Annotated in this window: 20 protein-coding genes; 12 read left to right on the plus strand and 8 right to left on the minus strand. The window is 39.9% G+C overall.

Features of this window, described 5'->3' with window-relative positions:
• Positions 1-348: 348 nt before the first annotated feature.
• Complete coding sequence (gene epmA / locus AAEY68_RS19135) at positions 349-1,323, minus strand: elongation factor P--(R)-beta-lysine ligase (RefSeq protein WP_350586708.1); 975 nt, start codon at positions 1,321-1,323, stop codon at positions 349-351.
• A 56-nt stretch (positions 1,324-1,379) separates the two neighbouring features.
• Positions 1,380-1,946 carry an elongation factor P gene (gene efp, locus AAEY68_RS19140; protein WP_010555265.1) on the minus strand — a complete coding sequence of 189 codons (567 nt, stop codon included), beginning with the start codon at positions 1,944-1,946 and terminating at the stop codon, positions 1,380-1,382.
• 41 nt (positions 1,947-1,987) lie between these two features.
• Between efp and epmB the strand changes: the two genes are divergently transcribed.
• Positions 1,988-3,001 (plus strand): EF-P beta-lysylation protein EpmB, encoded by a 1,014-nt coding sequence (epmB, locus tag AAEY68_RS19145; protein ID WP_033010032.1) that lies wholly within the window; start codon positions 1,988-1,990, stop codon positions 2,999-3,001.
• Positions 3,002-3,009: 8 nt separating this feature from the next.
• On the opposite strand, the gene AAEY68_RS19150 is transcribed toward epmB, so the two are convergent.
• Entirely contained in the window at positions 3,010-3,219 is a 210-nt protein-coding gene (locus tag AAEY68_RS19150; RefSeq protein ID WP_002960797.1) for a hypothetical protein, read from the minus strand.
• A gap of 71 nt (positions 3,220-3,290) precedes the next feature.
• On the opposite strand from AAEY68_RS19150, the gene AAEY68_RS19155 reads away from it, so the two are divergent.
• A complete protein-coding gene (locus AAEY68_RS19155) occupies positions 3,291-3,581 on the plus strand; it encodes a hypothetical protein (protein ID WP_007585044.1) in 291 nt (96 codons plus the stop codon).
• 47 nt (positions 3,582-3,628) lie between these two features.
• On the opposite strand, the gene AAEY68_RS19160 is transcribed toward AAEY68_RS19155, so the two are convergent.
• Positions 3,629-4,120 (minus strand): DUF3016 domain-containing protein, encoded by a 492-nt coding sequence (locus AAEY68_RS19160; protein WP_010555263.1) that lies wholly within the window; start codon positions 4,118-4,120, stop codon positions 3,629-3,631.
• A 279-nt stretch (positions 4,121-4,399) separates the two neighbouring features.
• On the opposite strand from AAEY68_RS19160, the gene galE reads away from it, so the two are divergent.
• Complete coding sequence (gene galE, locus AAEY68_RS19165) at positions 4,400-5,416, plus strand: UDP-glucose 4-epimerase GalE (RefSeq protein ID WP_350586709.1); 1,017 nt, start codon at positions 4,400-4,402, stop codon at positions 5,414-5,416.
• A gap of 166 nt (positions 5,417-5,582) precedes the next feature.
• Here the strand turns inward: galE and AAEY68_RS19170 are convergent, their stop codons facing one another.
• Together AAEY68_RS19170 and AAEY68_RS19175 are read right to left on the minus strand one after the other, a co-directional pair.
• Entirely contained in the window at positions 5,583-6,263 is a 681-nt protein-coding gene (locus AAEY68_RS19170) for a Fe2+-dependent dioxygenase (RefSeq protein WP_165729231.1), read from the minus strand.
• A gap of 89 nt (positions 6,264-6,352) precedes the next feature.
• Entirely contained in the window at positions 6,353-8,533 is a 2,181-nt protein-coding gene (locus AAEY68_RS19175) for a TonB-dependent receptor (RefSeq protein ID WP_350586710.1), read from the minus strand.
• A 217-nt stretch (positions 8,534-8,750) separates the two neighbouring features.
• Between AAEY68_RS19175 and AAEY68_RS19180 the strand changes: the two genes are divergently transcribed.
• Genes AAEY68_RS19180 through AAEY68_RS19205 form a run of 6 tightly spaced genes read left to right on the plus strand, consistent with a single transcriptional unit; the run spans position 8,751 to position 13,730 of the window.
• Positions 8,751-9,524, plus strand: coding sequence for a DUF3450 family protein (locus AAEY68_RS19180; RefSeq protein WP_197118534.1), 774 nt, complete (start codon positions 8,751-8,753; stop codon positions 9,522-9,524).
• Entirely contained in the window at positions 9,524-10,849 is a 1,326-nt protein-coding gene (locus tag AAEY68_RS19185) for a MotA/TolQ/ExbB proton channel family protein (protein ID WP_165729237.1), read from the plus strand. Before AAEY68_RS19180 ends, AAEY68_RS19185 begins: the two co-directional genes overlap by 1 nt.
• The gene (locus AAEY68_RS19190; RefSeq protein WP_002960812.1) at positions 10,842-11,222 is read left to right on the plus strand and encodes a MotA/TolQ/ExbB proton channel family protein; all 381 of its coding nucleotides are present in this window, start codon (positions 10,842-10,844) and stop codon (positions 11,220-11,222) included. Before AAEY68_RS19185 ends, AAEY68_RS19190 begins: the two co-directional genes overlap by 8 nt.
• Before the next feature lie 4 nt (positions 11,223-11,226).
• A complete protein-coding gene (locus AAEY68_RS19195; protein ID WP_165729239.1) occupies positions 11,227-11,631 on the plus strand; it encodes an ExbD/TolR family protein in 405 nt (134 codons plus the stop codon).
• Between the two features lies 1 nt (position 11,632).
• Positions 11,633-12,289, plus strand: coding sequence for an energy transducer TonB (locus AAEY68_RS19200; protein ID WP_010555258.1), 657 nt, complete (start codon positions 11,633-11,635; stop codon positions 12,287-12,289).
• A gap of 19 nt (positions 12,290-12,308) precedes the next feature.
• Entirely contained in the window at positions 12,309-13,730 is a 1,422-nt protein-coding gene (locus AAEY68_RS19205) for a tetratricopeptide repeat protein (protein ID WP_350586711.1), read from the plus strand.
• A gap of 598 nt (positions 13,731-14,328) precedes the next feature.
• On the opposite strand, the gene zapE is transcribed toward AAEY68_RS19205, so the two are convergent.
• Complete coding sequence (gene zapE, locus AAEY68_RS19210) at positions 14,329-15,438, minus strand: cell division protein ZapE (RefSeq protein ID WP_350586712.1); 1,110 nt, start codon at positions 15,436-15,438, stop codon at positions 14,329-14,331.
• Positions 15,439-15,497: 59 nt separating this feature from the next.
• On the opposite strand from zapE, the gene rsuA reads away from it, so the two are divergent.
• From rsuA to AAEY68_RS19225, 3 genes are all read left to right on the plus strand, one after another.
• Positions 15,498-16,196 (plus strand): 16S rRNA pseudouridine(516) synthase RsuA, encoded by a 699-nt coding sequence (gene rsuA, locus AAEY68_RS19215; RefSeq protein ID WP_024592330.1) that lies wholly within the window; start codon positions 15,498-15,500, stop codon positions 16,194-16,196.
• A gap of 119 nt (positions 16,197-16,315) precedes the next feature.
• Positions 16,316-16,969: a bifunctional tRNA pseudouridine(32) synthase/23S rRNA pseudouridine(746) synthase RluA gene (gene rluA / locus AAEY68_RS19220; protein WP_024589793.1), complete on the plus strand. Its 654-nt coding sequence runs from the start codon at positions 16,316-16,318 to the stop codon at positions 16,967-16,969.
• 92 nt (positions 16,970-17,061) lie between these two features.
• On the plus strand, positions 17,062-18,012 hold the full coding sequence (locus AAEY68_RS19225; protein ID WP_024592329.1) for a DUF3530 family protein: 951 nt from the start codon (positions 17,062-17,064) through the stop codon (positions 18,010-18,012).
• On the opposite strand, the gene djlA is transcribed toward AAEY68_RS19225, so the two are convergent.
• On the minus strand, positions 17,995-18,861 hold the full coding sequence (gene djlA, locus AAEY68_RS19230; protein ID WP_024592328.1) for a co-chaperone DjlA: 867 nt from the start codon (positions 18,859-18,861) through the stop codon (positions 17,995-17,997). The two genes, AAEY68_RS19225 and djlA, sit on opposite strands and share 18 nt — an antisense overlap.
• Positions 18,862-18,880: the final 19 nt, after the last annotated feature.

Below are 18,880 nucleotides of genomic sequence, written 5' to 3' on the forward strand. Positions count from 1 at the left end.
TTGGCGTATGTTGTTGGGGTTGATGTTTATTTGTAGGTGAGGTTTTATACCTCGCTTTTTTATAAAGTTAAATTACACGAGCGCGAAATAAATTCGCACCTACAGGTTTGGCGTATGTTGTTGGGGTTGATGTTTATTTGTAGGTGAGGTTTTATACCTCGCTTTTTTATAAAGTTAAATTACATGAGCGCGAAATAAATTCGCACCTACAGGTTTGGCGTATGTTGTTGGGGTTGATGTTTATTAGTAGGTGAGGTTTTATACCTCGCTTTTTTATAAAGTTAAATTACATGAGCGCGAAATAAATTCGCACCTACAAATATTCCACCTACGCCTACAGGCTAAGCATTACGCTCTTTGCACATCAAAAGCTATTACGTCTTTAATTTTCTCTTTATTTGTTGCGAGCATTACCAACCTATCAATCCCCAAAGCCACCCCTGCGCACTGAGGTAATCCATGCTCCAGCGCTTTAATTAAACGTGTATCCATTGGTACTTGCTTTAAACCGTTGTTAGCGCGGTATGTGTTATCTTCATTAAAACGTTTAGCTTGCTCACTGGCATTTGTTAGTTCGTTAAAGCCGTTAGCCAATTCCATATTTTTGTAATAAAGCTCAAAGCGCCCTGCTACGCGTGCATCATGTTCACAAATTTGTGCAAGTGCCGCTTGAGAAGCTGGAAAATGATAAACAAAACACGGTTTTTCTTGTCCTATTGTAGGCTCTACTTTCATACAAAATAATAATTGCAGTAAGGTATCTTTATGCGTTTCATTTTGGGCTATATCAGCAAATCCCTGCTCACACGCTAGTTGCTTTAATTGCTCTATGCTTGCTGTTAACGGATCGAGCCCAAGTGCTTGTTCAAACGCTTGCTGATAAGTAAGCCTTGTTGCAGGCTCGACACCTAAAACAAGTTGCATTAACTCATCCATTTCATCCATAAGTGTAAATTCATCAAAGCCTGGGCGATACCATTCCAGCATAGTAAATTCAGGATTGTGATGACTACCTGCTTCTTCATTTCTAAATGCTTTACAAAGCTGAAAAATAGCGCCTGAGCCTGCTGCTAACAAGCGTTTCATAGCAAACTCTGGAGATGTTTGTAAAAAAAGAGGAAGCCCACCTGCGTGCCCTGGACCTACAAATGTGGTGTTAAAACTGGCCAAATGCACATCGGTTACACTGGCACTGCTTAAGCTCGGCGTTTCTACTTCCATTACATTACGCGTATAAAAAAACTCACGAATGCTACGTAATATCGCTGCACGTTGCTTTAGTGTTTCAATGCTTGCGCTTGGGGCCCAAAGATCTGCTGACATATTTTCTCCAAAAAAAATCCCAGCGTAAGCTGGGATTTTATAAACAATGTTAAAGCTTACTTAACACGGCTTACGTATTCACCGTTACGAGTGTCTACTTTAATTACTTCGCCAATTTGTACGAATAATGGAACTCGTACCACAGCGCCTGTGCTAAGCGTTGCTGGTTTACCACCAGTACCCGCTGTATCGCCTTTAAGGCCTGGATCTGTTTCAGTGATCTCAAGCTCAACAAAGTTAGGTGGTGTAACAGCAATAGGGCTGCCGTTCCATAATGTAATTGTGCATAAATCATTTTCAACTAACCATTTTACTGAATCGCCTAGTGCTTTTTCGTCAGCAGCAATTTGCTCAAATGTTTCATTGTTCATGAAATGCCAAAATTCGCCGTCTGTGTATAGATACGCTAAATCAGTATCCATTACATCAGCACCTTCAACTGATTCACCCGATTTAAAGGTTTTTTCAAGCACCTTACCAGAGATAAGTTTACGGATACGAACACGGTTAAACGCCTGACCTTTACCAGGTTTTACCATTTCATTTTCTAAGATACTGCAAGGCTCGCCGTCCATCATAATTTTTAGGCCGCCCTTGAACTCGTTGGTGCTATAATTCGCCATCGTTTCCTCTATTTATATTTTTTCGAGTAATCTACATGCCAATGATACAAAGAAATGAAGCAAATTTGCATAAAAACTGGCAAAAAGAATTAGCAAATGTAGTTACCTGCCCAAAAACCTTGCTTGAAATGGTCGGTTTATCGAGCCAAGTCCATGAAAACGACCTAAAAGCCCGTAGTTTATTTCCGGTACGCGTGCCTATCCCTTTTATAAAAAAAATACGCAAAGGCGATCCAAACGATCCTCTTTTGCTACAAGTTATGCCACGCCATCAAGAATTTTTGACTAAATCGGGTTTTAATAAAGATCCCCTACTTGAGCAAGATAACGACCAACCAGGCCTTTTACATAAGTACAAATCGCGTGTTTTGGTGATGTTTAAAACCGGCTGTGCTGTAAATTGTCGTTACTGCTTTAGAAGGCATTTTCCGTATCAAGAAAACCAACTCAATAAAAAAAGTCTGCTAGAAACACTGAGCTATATAAAATCAGATAGCAATATAAACGAAGTGATTTTAAGTGGTGGCGATCCACTGATGGCCAAAGACGATGCAATAAGCTGGTTTTTGGATGAGCTTGAGCAATTACCACAAATAAAACGAATGCGAATTCATAGCCGCTTGCCAGTAGTTATACCGGCGCGAGTTACCGATGAGTTATGTGAACGATTAGCAAAATCGCCATTAAAAATTATTTTTATTAATCACATAAACCACGCCAACGAAATAGACGCTGATTTTAAAGCAGCTATGCAAAAGCTTAAACAAGCAAACGTAACGCTTTTAAACCAAGCTGTAATTTTAAAAGATGTGAACGATACGCTCGATGCGCAAATAAATTTAAGCGAAGCGTTATTTGACGCAGACGTATTGCCGTATTATTTGTATTTGCTAGATAAAGTTGAAGGGGCGAGCCACTTTGATATTAATGAAGCGCAAGCAATTGAAATAATGGCAGAGCTATTAAAAGCTCTGCCTGGATTTTTAGTGCCTAAATTAGTAAGAGAAATCGGTGGTCAAAAAAGCAAAACACCTATCGATCTTAAGCTAATTTAAAACAGCATTTAAACGTATATATTTACGTTGTTACCCAATGATGCTGTTACCGATTTAGCCGGTGTTTGCGCACTTGACGATTGTGCAGCACCTTCAATAAGTGCAAGAGCCGCCGCGCCATCTGCTAACTGCTGCTTTTTAGATAAAGCAGCGCTGTAAAGCTCACTGCCTTGGCCTGAGCCAGAAACAGCGGGTAAACTTGTGCCTGATATATTCATATAACAAACCTGACTTTTAAATGTAATCCAAGTATTATGTCGGCAATGCAGTGCAAAGCTTTAGGAAAACCATGGATTCTATTATTGAACAACTCAATGCCAACTTAAAAATTGTTTACCGTCAGGCACTTGATGCTGACAAAAAACTCGACGAGCTTCAACAGCAAGGTCACGGTAAGTTTAAAGCCTTATTTACTGCCGATTCAGGCTTTAGCTTTGAAGCTAAACGTTTTAAGCCTTACGTACTTGACGTAGCTGCTGATGTTGAAAGCTTATCTAACGATGGTTTTGAAGAAGAAAAACTGAAAACAACCGTTATTAAGTTACAACAAATACTCACGTTGTTAGCTACTTTTAAGTAAAGCTTAAAAATAAAAATGCCGCTATTTAGCGGCATTTTTATTTTCAGTTAATCTAAACTTGGTAATATTTGTTCACCAAACCACTCTGTTAGTAAGCGTTTTTCGTAATAAAATGATTCGTCGCGGCCCATTTTAATTTTATCCATAAAGCCCATATCTTTAAGCTCCACATCAGTATCTTTACTTAGCACTGTACCGTCGTTATCGGTTAACGAATAATTTAGCTTAATGCGTGGAAAATAAATTGGTTTTACTACACGAATTTCGTCCATACCGCCATAACGCACATCACCTGCTAAATCTAAATCTGTAAACTCTACGTTTAATTTATAATCTTTTGGCAATTGCTCGGCTAGTTTAGCCATATGCTTTTCGAAACTTGCTGCCACACTTTTATGATATGAGCTCTTTGTTTGGTTTGACGCTCGCACATCACGATAATCATTAAAGTCATGCCATTTAACAACAGACTCACCAGCATGGGCAAGCGCAGGTAATGCGATACACATTGTTGTTGCTATTTTTTTAACTAAATTCATATCTTTCTCCAAAGAGGTAGACCAATCACAAAAGTGTAGATTGGAGTAAACCTAGCATTAGCTATTACTAGACTCATTTTAGCACTTGTTTATTAACTATAACTTAATCTTACGTATAAAGTGTTACTTGTACTGAGTAAAATGTAATCAAAAGTACTTAATTTACCGTTATTAAAAAAAGATGTTATTTAAACTATAGAAATTACAGATAAAGCATGTAAATCACCTCTATTTATGGTGAAATTAACTTAATTGATAAAAGGTACCCACGGAGCTTTCATGACTATTTTAGTAACCGGTGGCGCTGGCTATATTGGCTCGCACACTGTTTTAGAACTTTTACAGCAAGGTAACGATGTTGTTGTTATTGATAACTTAAGTAATTCTTCTCAAGAATCACTTGCGCGCGTAAAGAATATTACAGGCAAAGAGGCCACTTTTTACCAAGGCGATATTCTCGATAAATTCTTTTTAGATTCAGTATTTGCGAAACACACGGTTGATAGTGTTATACATTTTGCGGGCTTAAAATCAGTGGGCGAGTCGGTTGCAAAGCCCATTGAGTACTATCAAAACAATGTACAAGGTACGCTTACGCTTGTTGATGCAATGCGCGACGCAGGTGTATTTAAATTAGTATTTAGCTCGTCAGCCACGGTATACGGCGACCCTGCAAGCTTACCAATTAAAGAATACTTCCCTGTAGGCGGTACTACTAACCCGTACGGCACATCTAAACTAATGGTTGAAATGATGCTACAAGATATCGCTAAATCAGATGAGCGCTTTGCGTTTGCTATTTTGCGTTACTTTAACCCAGTAGGTGCACATGAATCGGGCTTGATTGGGGAGGATCCTAACGGTATCCCGAACAACCTTTTACCGTTTATCGCACAAGTAGCGGTAGGTAAATTAAAGCAACTCGCTGTATTTGGTGATGATTACGACACTGTTGATGGTACTGGTGTGCGCGATTATATACATGTAGTCGATTTAGCAATGGGTCATTTAAAAGCGCTTGATAAAATTGCCAGCAGCACGGGTGCATTAGTTTATAACCTAGGTACTGGTAATGGTTACTCTGTACTACAAATGGTTAATGCATTTATTAAAGCAAGCGATCAAGCTGTACCCTATCAGGTTTCACCTCGTCGCCCTGGTGATATTGCAGCATGTTATGCAGCGCCAGAAAAAGCACTTAATGAACTTGGCTGGGAAGCAGTGCGCGGTATTGATGAAATGATGCAAGATACATGGCGTTGGCAGTCAAATAACCCTAACGGTTATAAGGGTTAAGTAAAGCAAGCTTCAAACTTAAAGTAAGTGCGCGGTATAAAACCGCGCCTACAGAGTACTTTAAATACCGAGTTCAATTTTATAGCTGTGTTGTAGGCGAAAAGCTTGCTCACGCGAAAAGCGCAGCTTTTAATTACTTGCATCTAACATCTAACAAATTTCTTTGTTATGTCTGCGCCCACTGCCTTAACAAATTATGATAAACACCCGTTAACTGAATAATCTCTGGGCTATCTTCTACTTTGCTGCGCAAACTTTGAATCGACATATCTAAATCAAATAACAAACCACGTTTTTCGTCGCTGTTAATCATGCTCTGTAACCAAAAGAATGAGGCTAATCTGCGCCCACTCGTTACTGGCATTACACGATGTAAGCTCGTTGAAGGGTACAACACCATACTGCCTGCTGGCAGCTTTACGCTATGTGAGCCATAAGTGTCTTCAATAACAAGTTCACCGCCCTCATAGTCTTCGGGGTCATTAATAAATAACGTCATTGATACATCTGTACGAATTTTCACAGGCGTACCCGGCACTTGCCTGATTGCATTATCTACATGCACACCAAACGATTGCCCGCCTTGATAACAGTTAAATAACGGAGGAAAAATTTTTGCAGGAAGTGCTGCCGACATAAACAAATTACTGCGCGCAAGTGCTGCCATAATAATGTCGCCGAGCTCTTGGCATTCAGGGCTATTTTCAGGTAGCTGTAAGTTATTTTTTGCTTTGGTTGATTGATGCCCTGCGGTAATACTGCCATCGGCCCACTGCGCTTTAAGCAAAACCTCATGACAATAAGCCACTTCTTCTTTTGTTAATAGCTCTGGAATTTTAACTAGCATGTGCGCCCTCTCACATTTTTATCAAATAATTAAGGGCAGGTAATAGGCCTGCCCTTATATTTACTCATACTTTTTAATTTGTTTTAAAATTAAAAAGAGTAGCTTGCTGTTAGGCTAAACTTACGACCATCACCTGGTACAAAGTGCCCGCCACCTAGCTGATCAACGTAATCTTTATCACCTAAGTTTTCACCGTTAAACTGCAGGCTCAAATCTTTTGATATGTCGTACGCAACCATCAGGTCAAAAATAGTATAACCCGGTGCACGAGAACGTGTAGACGTAGTGCCGTTGTAGCGCTCACCTACATATTGTGCACCTAAACCAAACGATAATTTATCCGACATATCGTACGTAGTCCAAACACTCGCGCTGTTTTTAGGCGTACGTGCAAGCTCGTTACCAATTTGCGATACGTCATCACCTAAGGCTTTAGTTACTTCGCTATCTTGGTAAGTGTATGAAGCAATTACAGTCCACTCTTTAGTAATTAAGCCTGTCGCTGAAAGCTCTAAACCTTGTACGCGCTGTTCACCACCGAGTATTTCGTCACTTGAACTATCTGCAAATGGGTCATCAGTACGGGCATTAGTTTTTTCAGTGCGAAATAGTGCCGCATTAGTTTGCAGGCGCCCATCCATTAAGCTCCACTTAGTTCCTAGCTCGTAGCTGCGGCTTTCTTCTGCGTCTAAATCAGCTGCATTTGAACGCGTAGATACCGTTAGGCTTTCCGCTGATGGATTGAATGAATTACCTGCGCCTAAATATACACTGCCGTTCTCTGTAGGTTTATAAACTACAGCTGCATTCCAGCTAAATAAGTCGTCACTTGTAGAAATTAAAGCGCTTGGGTCATTGTAATCGTTGTGATAATCCGTAGTGAAGCTATCAAAGCGAATTCCGCCTGTAACTTCCCACTGCTTGTTAAGTGTCACTGTATCAAATGCATAAATAGCTTGGTTTTTAGCTTTAGCTTCAATGCTTGTACCGTCACGGCCATACACACCCGTAAATGCAATTGTTGCATCAGGATTGTATAAGTCGTTGCGTATTCCATCTTCAATTAGGTTATCAGGTGTAGTTGCAACAAAGTTATGACGTGTAAACGTTTCGTTTGCAAGTTCAACACCCACTACAACATCGTGAGTAAAGCCAGCAAATTCATAGTTACCAATTAAATCAACTTGAAGTGCAGCAAGTGAATTTTCTGTATCACGTGTTTTTTCATCTGCAAAGGTAATGTCAGTATCTGTTGTAACCGAGAAATAACGCGGTGCAGTTGTTACTGATTCACGTTTAACTTTACCTAAACGACCTTGCACACGTAACGTAGTATTTTGAGAAAAATCATACTCATAACGAGCTGTCGTTGAGTAGGCTTCAATATCTTCATAATCACGGTAAATATTACCGTAAAAGTTATCAAAATCGACAGGAGAAGGTGAGCGCGCGCTATCTGCAAGTTCAGCTACTGGCGTATCACTATAAACCCAAGGAATACCATAATCTGGTAAATTGTCTTGGCGTTGATACTCTAGGTTTAAATCAAAACGGCTGTTTGTACCAAGCCCTGTTGCAAATGCAAGCGCAACAGCATTTGTTTCATTTTCAACATGATCGCGACCTGCAACATCACCTTTATCAGTAAGAAGATTGATACGTAGTGCGCTTGTGTCGTTTACTTGAATGTTAGTATCAAAACGACCACGGTAATCGTTTTCTGTACCTAAACGTAGAGAAACGTCGTTAAAGTTGTCTAACTTCGCCTTTTTACTTTCTAAATTAACACTACCACCTGTTGCGCCACGACCAGAAACTGCAGAGCCTGGGCCTTTTGCAACTTCAACGGCTTCAATGTTGTAAATATCACGTGTGTAACCTGCAACATCACGAATACCATCAACAAAAATATCATTTGTTGCACTAAAACCACGAATCGACATGCTATCGCCAGTAGGTGAGCCACCCTCACCTGCTGCTAAAGAAATACCTGAAACGTTACGCAAAGCATCACGCAAGCTATCTACGTTTCTATCTTTCATTACCGCTTGGTTAATTACCGTTACAGTTTTAGCTGTATCGAGTAGCGGTTGAGTGTATTTATGAGACGTTGATTTTTCAACAACATAGCTAGACTCAGTTTTAGTTTCTGCTTTAGTTATCGATAGTTCTTGAACATCCTGTGCACTTGCCCAAGTTGAAAGCGTTGCCGTAACAACCGCTGCAATTGGCTTTATGTAGGCATTTCCTTTATTCGATGGCTTACTCATGGTTACTCCGTAGTTTTTATTAAGCACTTAACTATTGTTAATTTAAGGTACATATTTAATTTCGGCGAAATCCTACCACCCAAACAACGCAATGTAAACGATAACTGTTATCAATTGCATTGTTATGTAAATTCCTATATTGTATACACACTCAAAAATTAACAGTAATTACGTCCTTGTAATTGCTTGTAGTAACTTTCAGGATTGTTGTTAAGTAATGCGAAGCTTAATTAAACCAATTAGCGTAGTTATCGCGCTTTGTAGCACTATGGCAGTAAAAGCCGACACTGTTAGTGAGCTAGAACAACTCGTTAATAAATGGCTACAAATAGAAAATCAAAACACAGAATTAAATACTCATTGGCTTGAACAAAAAAGCAGCATGGAGCAAACCTTAACGCTTCTAAATGCTGAGCAGCAGCAACTTAGCGAGCTTAATCAGCGTAGAAAAAAAAACACCAGTGAGCTTGCCCAAAAACGCGAACAGCTTGTTACCAAGCAATCAGAGCTTGAAAATGATCAACAGCAATTAAATGATCAACTAGCGCGTATTTCTCAGCAATTACTTTCATTACAAGTGCAACTCCCCCCGCCACTTTTAAGTAGTTGGAAAAACACCGGTGATTTAAGCGATTCAAAACTCAGTACAACTGATAAATTACAAACAGCACTAAAAATGCTGACTCTACTTAATGATTTTCAACAACGTATTTCTATTCACGAAATGGCTATTAAGCATCCTGATGGGCAAGAAGTATGGGTAAAGCAGCTTTACTTAGGTGCAGCTCAAGCATGGTTTGTAAGCGAAGATTTAAGTTATGTAGGTATTGGTTTTCCAAGTGACTTAGGTTGGCAGTGGGAATTTGACCCAAGCATTAATGCTGAACAAGTTGCACTGGGTATTGCTGTACAGCAAAAAAAGCGCGCTGCTGATTGGGTAACACTCCCAATATTAAGTTATGTAAATAAAAACCAGCAAGGGGCTAAATAATGGCTACTAACAGCATAATTGCAGTATTTAGCGCCACGGTTTTACTTTTTAGCGCAAACATTTCTTTTGCAGCCAGCAGTGATGATGCTAAACAAAGTATTTTAAGTGATATTAAAACAGCGCAACGCACTCTAAATAAAACTCAAAATAGTATTTCAAAAGAGCAAGCTACTCTTGCAAAGCAAATTTTTACCAAGCAGCAATCGCTCAGTAAATTGCGCGAACAAGCAGCCGTTAATCGCCGCCTAGCTGACGAAAACACATTAAGCCTTGATCAGTTACAAACCCGATTAGACACTTGGCAACAACAACAGCAATATCAATTAAACTTACTTAGCCGTTTTGTGCGCCAAAATACCAGCAATAGTGCTAGCAGTAACGAGTCGACTAATAACCAAAACGAGTTATTAAGCCGCGTTATATCGCAAATTAATAATCAAGAACAGGCACTTTATCCACAGTTTAAAAAACAATCGGTTGTGCTAAGTAATGGCGAATTAAGCCAAGCTAGTACCCTTCAAGTAGGGCCTGTTGCATGGTTTAGTACGCAAACACCTAAACTTATGGGTTTATTAAATTTGGATGATGAATCTAATGCATTAAAGGTAGCGTTAGTACAATCAACAAGTGACGATAACCCACTCGATAATACTTTAAAGCAAAACGGTGTAGGCTCTACATTACTTACTTTTGATCCTAGTTTAACGCACTTAGTGACTAGCCAAGCCCAACAAGAAAGTCCGCTTGAACACTTAGAAAAAGGCGGTTTATGGGCTATCCCTATTATTTTATTTGCCTGCTTTGCACTAACCATTGCGCTATTAAAAGCCGCGCAATTACTGCGTTTAAGTAAAATTAAAATGCACTCTCAAATGCAATTACAGCAATTTTTTAAAGCTGAAAATAGCAATGAATTTGCAGGCATGCAGCAGCAGTTGTTCAACTTAACGCTGCAAAGCGAAAAAGGCCAAGTACGAGACGATCAATTATTTAATCAGTTAATTCACGATAAGCATAAACTCGATAACTTTATTGGCGCTATTGCCGTTACAGCTGCAGTAGCTCCACTACTTGGCTTGTTAGGTACTGTTAGCGGCATGATCGAAACATTTAAAATGATGACTTTATTTGGCTCAGGTGACCCAGAAGTTGTATCGGGCGGTATTGCACAAGCACTTATAACAACCGAATTAGGTTTAGTCGTTGCCATACCAGCTCTGGTATTAAATGCACTGCTATCACGTAAAGCAAAAGCGTACTACAGCCAACTAGAAGGCTTTGCATTACAGCTAAGTCAACTAGAAAAAGGAGAAACCAATGTTTGAAAAAATCGTTAGTAACCCTATTTGCTGGTGTATTCTTTTACTCGCTTTATTTGTATACCAGTTAATTTTTCATGACTTACTGCACCTTAAACAATACCAAGCGCAGCGCAAAGGCTACTGGCAAGAGGTTAGCTCTATTTTAACTGCAGCGCTTCCGCTACTTGGTTTATTAGGCACCATTGTTGGTTTGCTTGATACATTTAAAGTAATGGCGCTGGGCCATAACGAGTTAATGAGTGACGCCATTGGTGATGCATTACTAACAACTCAATTGGGCCTTGTGTGCGCTATTCCTGCATGGTTAATGCAAGCTTACTTAGCGTATTCGCAGCGTAATCCTAAATTACATACGTTAAGTAAACAGTTAGGGTAACACTATGCAATCACGATTAAAGCACAAACTAGATCAAGAAGCGGGGCAACATATCGATATGTCGCCACTACTTGATGTGGTATTTATATTGCTAATATTTTTTATTGTTACAACCGTATTTGTACGCGAAAGCGGCGTTGAAGTTGATAAACCACAAGCCGTATCGGCCAGTCGCCTTGAGCAGCAAGTTATATTTTTAGCAATAACCGACTCTCAACAAGTATTTTTTGATGGTAGCCAAATTGGTGTCGCTGGTGTACGTAGTAGTGTCGAGCAAATGCTCAAACAGCAACAACGCCCTGTGGTTATTCAAGCTGATAAAACAGTACCTACAGAGTTACTTGTTCAAGTAATTGACGAAGCAAAGCTGGCAGGCGCGGCGCAAGTTAACTTAGCTACGAAGCAATAATATGCACACGATTGACTCGCCTCAAAAAACAAAAAACAATCGCCATCCACTTTTTGCATTTGGCCTTAGCCTCATTGTACTTAGTGCTGCATTACTACTTTTATGGCTTGGACAACTTGCAGAGCATCATATACAAGACAAAGTGGTTGTACGTGAGATTGCCATGGTGGCACTGCCACCTCCTCCTCCGCCATCAATATCGCAACAGCAAACAAGTGAGCCAATGCAAAGCTTAGCGGTAGAAGGTGCAGGCGCGTCTATTCAAGCCGTAAAAATTAAGATCAACAGCAATTTAAGTATTGTAAAACCCGATACACCTAGCGTAAAAGTAAGCGCGCCACAATGGCAATCAATGAGTGTAAATTGGGATGCATTTAGCTTAAATCAACTCGATGGTCTCCCCACTTTGCTTACTCCCGTCAAGGCCGTTTTACCAAAAAGCTTAACCCGCCGAGGTGTTGATGTATTTACTGTAAAACTCGATGTATTTATTGATGAAAGTGGCAAGGTAAGTTTAATTGAGGTAGTGCAAAATCCATATCCTGAACTTAAACCAGCTATCGACAAAATTATTAAACAAAGCCGCTTTAGTGCACCTAAAAAAGAAGGTGAAACCGTACGCGCTCGCTTTATTTGGCCAATCGAATTTAAACCTTAAGCCTATTAAAATGAAAAATATGAATATATTTAAAACGCTAAAACCATTAACTTCCGCACTGTTGACGACTGTAATGTGTTCATTACCTTTAGTAAGTGCAAGTAGCGTACATGCAAGCGCTGCCAGTGATACTAATGCGCCACTAAAAGTAACGTTATCGCCTAGCGATCCAACATGGCAGTTGGCTATAAATAATAAATTACTGGGTCCTACAGAGGTCCTTATTGAGCCGACCGAGCGCGGTTTTGCTCGCCAAGTGCAACCACTGTTACAAGCAGGTAATTACAGTGAAGTCGCTGCGCTATTTAAAGGCCGTGATATAAGCCAAGATAGCACTGCTTTAAACTTGTTACGTGCACAAGTTTTGCTTTCAACAAAAGACTTTAATAACGCTGAACTAGCTTACCTAGCGTGTTTAAAAGCTTCACCTGATTTAGTAAAAGCACACCAAGGTTTGAGCCTTTTATACATGCAACAAGCAAAGTATGACAAAGCACAAACACACTTAGTACGCACTATTGAACTTGGTCAGGCTGATGCACAAAGTTATGCGCAACTTGCTTATATACACGTGCAGCACAGCCAACCTTGGAGCGCAGTAGCGGCCTACCGCCAAGCGCTGATGCTAGCGCCAGAAACAAGCCAATATCAACAAGGGCTATTGTTTGCGTTAATTGAATCGGGTGATTTAAGCCAGGCAAATGCATTATTAAAAGAATTACTCAATAAAATCCCGGATAAAGCTGAACTTTGGTTGCAACGTGCACAAATAGCATTACAACTTGATCAAAAAAAGCAAGCGCTTGCTGCTATTGAAGTGGCCTTAAAACTCAACCCTAAAGATACCAGTAACCAGCTTTTAGCAGCCCAGCTACACTTAAGTGAAGGCAGCACTGAACGCGCTGTTAGTTTATTGAAGCAAGGTTTAAAACACGCCACTAAAAAACAGCAAGTTGAGGTTATTAATACCACGATGCAAACTTTAGGCTGGCTTGTATCTCAACAAAAATGGGATTTAGCTAAAGATCTAATAGGCAGCGCAAAAAGATTAACTAAGCAACTACCCCGTGATGAACAGGCCCAGTTTTCTGTATACAGCGCACAAATTGCTATGCAACAAGGTAATACTAAACGTGCTCTTAAAAGCTTAAATAACGCACTTAAAATAAACCCGAATTTAGGTGATGCCCTACTTAGTTTAGCGAGTATTTATCGCAGTAAAAGCCAACTTACCCAAGCTAAACTTATGTATGTTCGTGCACAAGCCCTACCTGATTACCAACTATCGGCGTGGCTTGGATTATCGCAAATAGCGATTGATTCTAAAGACTACCCGAGCGCGCTAAAGCATCTTAGAAAAGCATTACAAGCTAACCCACAACGCCAGGACTTAATTGCTAATATTCGCGCCCTTGAGAATATAGTGCGCCAAGAGGGGTAAGTTTAAGCCGTGGTTAAACTTTCTTGTAGACACAGCTTGCTGGCGTGATGGGCAAAGCTCGTAATTTCTATGCTTTAATTTTTTCTCATTTACTCCTCTTTGTGCGATAAGATCTTAAGTGATTTATTCACAAAGAGGTTTAGAGGGCGCTTCGCTTTAGAGAAACCAATAAGTAGCAAAGTAATCAGTTATGTATATTAAAAGCTGCGCTTTTCGCGTGAGCAAGCTAAACGCCTACCGGTAAAATTTGACGCTGTGGTTAAACTGACTTGTAGACGCACAGCTTGCTGGCGTGACGAGCAAAGCTCGTAATTTCTATGCCTTAATGTTTTCTCATTTACTCCTCTTTGTGCAATAAGATCTTAAGTGATTTATTCACAAAGAGGTTTAGAGGGCGCTACGCTTTAGAGAAGTAAAAATGCATAATTACTATTGTTTAATGTCTTCTCATTTACTCCTCTTTTGCTTCTCTTTGTGCGATAAGGTTTTAAGTGATTTATTCGCAAGGATTTTAAGAGGCATTGCATTTTAATAAGGCAATGAATAGCTATCAGCGCTTCTCACTTGAGCAAGCTCGTTTACAATATATATTAAAGCGTTACCAATTTTGCATTTCGACTATGCGTGATTGTGTGCGCGCATATTCAAAGCTCAACTTTTTACCTTTATACAAGTGTTCAATGTCGGTTTGCGCATTTATCACTAGCAATTTATGGCAATCGTAAAACTCATCTACTAAGGCAATAAAGCGCCGTGCTTCGTCGTCAAATGTATGCTCATCAAGCATTTGTTTTTCGCGCTGATAACTATCCTCAATACCGTGAACAATCACTTTACCCGTTGCTTTAACACCCATTTTCGGCACGTTCGACACATATAACACATCAAATTGCGTTGCTAAAAACATATAGTCGTTAGCACTGCGTGGGCCTGAACATAGCGCCATAAAATCAATCATCAAGGCATTATCGGCTCTTAATAAATAAGGTAAATTGCGCCCATGCACACTAACTGTATTGCTGCATGTTACAGCCGGATACGAAGCTAAAAACTCATTTTCAAAATCGTGATTTGATAAATTAATAAAATAGTGACGACTGTTTTTACCATATCTAAAACGGTGATCGTCCTCCCCTGCCACGTTAATTATATGGCAATAGTTATTAATTAAATCGATAGTAGGTAAAAATCGCGCCCGTTGCAGGCCGTTGTAATAAAGCTGCTCTGGCTTTGCGTTCGATGTGGCCACCAGCACAACACCTTGTTCAAACAACGCATTAAACAATCTGGCCATAATCATGGCATCGCCAATGTCGCTTACAAAAAACTCGTCAAAACACAGTACTCGAATATTTTTAGCCCACTGTTTTGCAATTAGGATTAGTGGATTTTTTTGACCTTGTAGCTGCGAAAGCTGGGCATGCACTTGTGCTATAAAATGATGAAAATGCAGCCGCTGCTTTTGCTCAATAGGTAGGTTTTTATAAAACAAATCCATTAACATGGATTTACCACGCCCTACGGGTCCGTATAAATAAACACCTTTTATTAAAGTCGCTTTTTGCCACCACGATGTGTGAGCTTGAAGTTGCTCGCTTAGCGTATTTAAAGCTTCCACTGCATTTTGCTGCGCAGCATCAAAACACAGTTCACCTGTGTCTATTTTTGCTTGGTAAAGGCTTAAAATTTGTGTGCTGTGCACTGTCATGGTATTTCACTATCGGCTATAATCGCGCCCATTGTAGCCGACTAAAAATGTGAACCAAAATGAAATTCCCTTGCCGCTTAGATAAATTTATTAGCCACTTAGCTGAAATACCGCGTACCCAAGCTCGCGCGAGTATTAAGCGAAAAGAAGTAAGCGTTAATGGCGAAGTAATCACATCACATAATTTTCAGCTAGCCCTGCAAGATGAAGTACTGCACCAAGGTACGCCTTTGGTATTTTTAGGTAAACGCTATTACATGCTAAATAAACCTGTAGGCTATGTATGTGCTAACAGTGACGAGCTACATAAAACTGTTTTTGACTTACTTGATGAGCCAAATATGAGCGACTTTCATGTGGCAGGTCGTCTTGATATAGATACCACAGGGTTAGTTATTATTACTAATGATGGCGATTGGTCACATAAAATTACGTCGCCTAAAAGCAATAAATTTAAAACCTACCTAGTCGAAACCCAAGAGCCTATTACCGATGAAGCACTTGAGCAATTACGTACAGGCGTCATGCTGCATAACGAAAAAGATTTAACCCGCCCAGCTATAGCAGAGAAACTTGCTAATTACGGCCTGCGTTTATCAATAAGTGAAGGTAAATATCATCAAGTTAAGCGTATGCTTTACGCGGTAGATAACAAAGTAGTTGAGCTGCATCGCGAGCAAATTGCGGAAATTACCCTAGATGAAAACTTGGCTAGTGGTGAATATCGATTATTAACAGCGCAAGAAATTAAGCTATAAAAGTGCTTTAAAGGAGCTAAGGCTTGGATTATTAGTTAAAACAATATAGCCAAACTTTTACTTGAGCCTGTTGGCCTGCTCTACTAAAATAGCGACCTTCAAAATTACTAAGGTCGGCCGTGTTAGTTAACTACAATCCCCCTATGAGTCCGTATTTAACAATACTTTTTCAGGATGACGACTTACTTATAGTTAATAAGCCAAGTGAGTTATTAACTGTCCCAGGTAAAGATCCTAAACATGCCGACAGCTTAATTAATCGTGTTAATCGTGTTTTTCCAACAGCAAGAATAGTGCACCGCTTAGATATGGCGACTTCTGGCATACTGTGCCTTGCCATGAATAAAGCAGCGCACAGACATTTAAGTATGCAGTTTCAAGAGCGCGAAACAGCTAAACGTTACATAGCACGTGTATACGGACAACTTGAAGCTGAAACAGGATCAGTAGATTTACCCCTTATTTGTGATTGGCCTAATCGCCCAAAACAAATGGTTGATCACGACAGAGGCAAACCTTCGCTTACGCATTTCAAAATACTTGAGCGTGAAGAAAATGCAACCCGTGTAGAGCTAACCCCCATCACTGGTCGCTCGCATCAACTACGTGTGCATATGTTAAGCCTTGGTCATCCTATTTTAGGTGATAGACTTTACGCCCATAAAGAGGCACTTGCTGCTGCTCCTCGCTTGCAATTACATGCTCAAATGCTGCAATTAAAGCACCCCGTAACTGAGCAAGTACTTACTTTTGAAGCCGAATTAGAGTTTTAACAGGTTCAAAGTTACTAGCTAATTCGCTCTATCTATTAAACTTTTAGATAACCTTGCCGATACCTAACTAATTGTCATTAGTTAGGTGCGTTATGCTATTTCCACGGTTTTTAAAAGGGGCTTTTTATATACAGCTCAGCTGTGCCCTACTTTTAGCTAACCCCATCAGCGCGGCTGAACATATTGCTCCACCTAATCTATCAAGCATTGAAAATAGCGACATTGAGCGACTACTTCCTAGCGATGAAATAAAGCCCATATTGGCGGGTGAAACAGAGTTTTTAAGCCTTTACAGTGAATATATGAGCAGCGACTTTAGAGGAGTAGTATTACTTATACCTGATTGGCACTCTACCCCAACAAACAACTCAGGTATGAGCTACTTGCGTAAAGAGCTTAATAACTTAGGTTACAGCACCTACGCAATGACAGTGCCCGACATTGATTGGCAAGCTAGTAAAATGGCAAAAACAACGCCAAATGAGGCTGAAGTTGCGCCTAGCAAAACCGAAGAACCTGTATCACCCGAGGCCACAACAGACACACAACCACAGCCTGCAACAACGAAAGAAGCACCTCATTACGTTAATGCAATTGAAAAAGTAACTGACGACATACTTGATGACTATAAAATAAATCTCATTTCTCGGTTTAATGCGCTGTATCAAACCGCTATGGAAGATTCGAGTAATATAGTGGTTATTGCACAAGGTACAAGTGCGGGTGTGTTGTTGGAGTACTATGCAGATTTTCCAGATGAGAGACTGGATGCGTTTATAAGTTTAAGTAGTTACTTACCTAATACCAAGCGCAACGAAAGCTTGAGCCAAACAGCATCACTTGTTACACCCGCCTTACTTGATATTTACTATGCAAATGACAGCACAGACATTTTAATGAGCCTTAAAAATCGTCAGCGCTGGGTTGACCGAAATGCAAAATTTGATTACCGCCAACGCCAGTTGTTTGGCCTGCGCGATCAACCAGATCAACACGCACGCCTAACAAAAGAAATAGACGGTTTTTTACGCCGACTTTTTTAAATACTCATAAGCAGCTTGAATATCTTGGCTCTTTTTAACAGCCAGTTCCATCATGTGTTTTGGTAAACCTTGCGATACTAATTTATCTGGATGATGTTGCGACATAAGTTTACGGTACGCTACTTTTATATCACGCTGCGTTGCATCGCTACTTAAGCCTAATAACGCCAATGCTTGCGCACGGTTCATATTATTATTTGGCGGTACATGGTGGCCAGAACCTTCACGGTAACTACTACTTTGACCTTGGTTTTGTTGCTGCTGATTAAAGCGCTGTTGTTGCTTTCTAAAGTTAAACTCAGCTTGGTAACGTTTTAATACAAATGCAAAGTGTGTTTTAGAAATGCCTAGCTGTTTACTTACTTCTGCTAATAGTTGCTTTTCTTGCTCGGCTAGCACGCCATCAGAAAATGCCATCTGAATTTGTATTTCTAAAAATAACTGTATTAAATCGTTTCGTTTAGCAAAGCGTTCTTTAAAATCGTGTACTGTTTCTTTAAGTGAAAAGTCACTCTCTTTACCTGATTGAAATGCATGCTGTGCTTCACGGCGTTCTTCGCCTTTTAAGCCCATTTCATCCATAAACAAGTTAGCCGCTTTTATATGTACTTCGCTAACTCGACCATTCGATTTAGCAATGTGCCCCATGACAGCAAAGCAGCTTGAAAAGAATAAAGCTTGGCGTTCGTTAACATCGTCACCACTAAATAAGCTAGAAAAGCCGCCTGCTTTATCAAAGTTATTTTTTAAGCTTTTATCAAATAAATGACCTAGGTATAAACCTAAAATGGCACCAAATATTTTGCCAAACATAAAGCCAAAACAAAAACCGAGAATTTTTCCCCACATCTATAATACTGCCTTCTTA

The sequence above is a fragment of the Pseudoalteromonas sp. RB2-MNA-CIBAN-0110 genome, assembly GCF_040309305.1.
Lineage (GTDB): Bacteria > Pseudomonadota > Gammaproteobacteria > Enterobacterales > Alteromonadaceae > Pseudoalteromonas > Pseudoalteromonas arctica.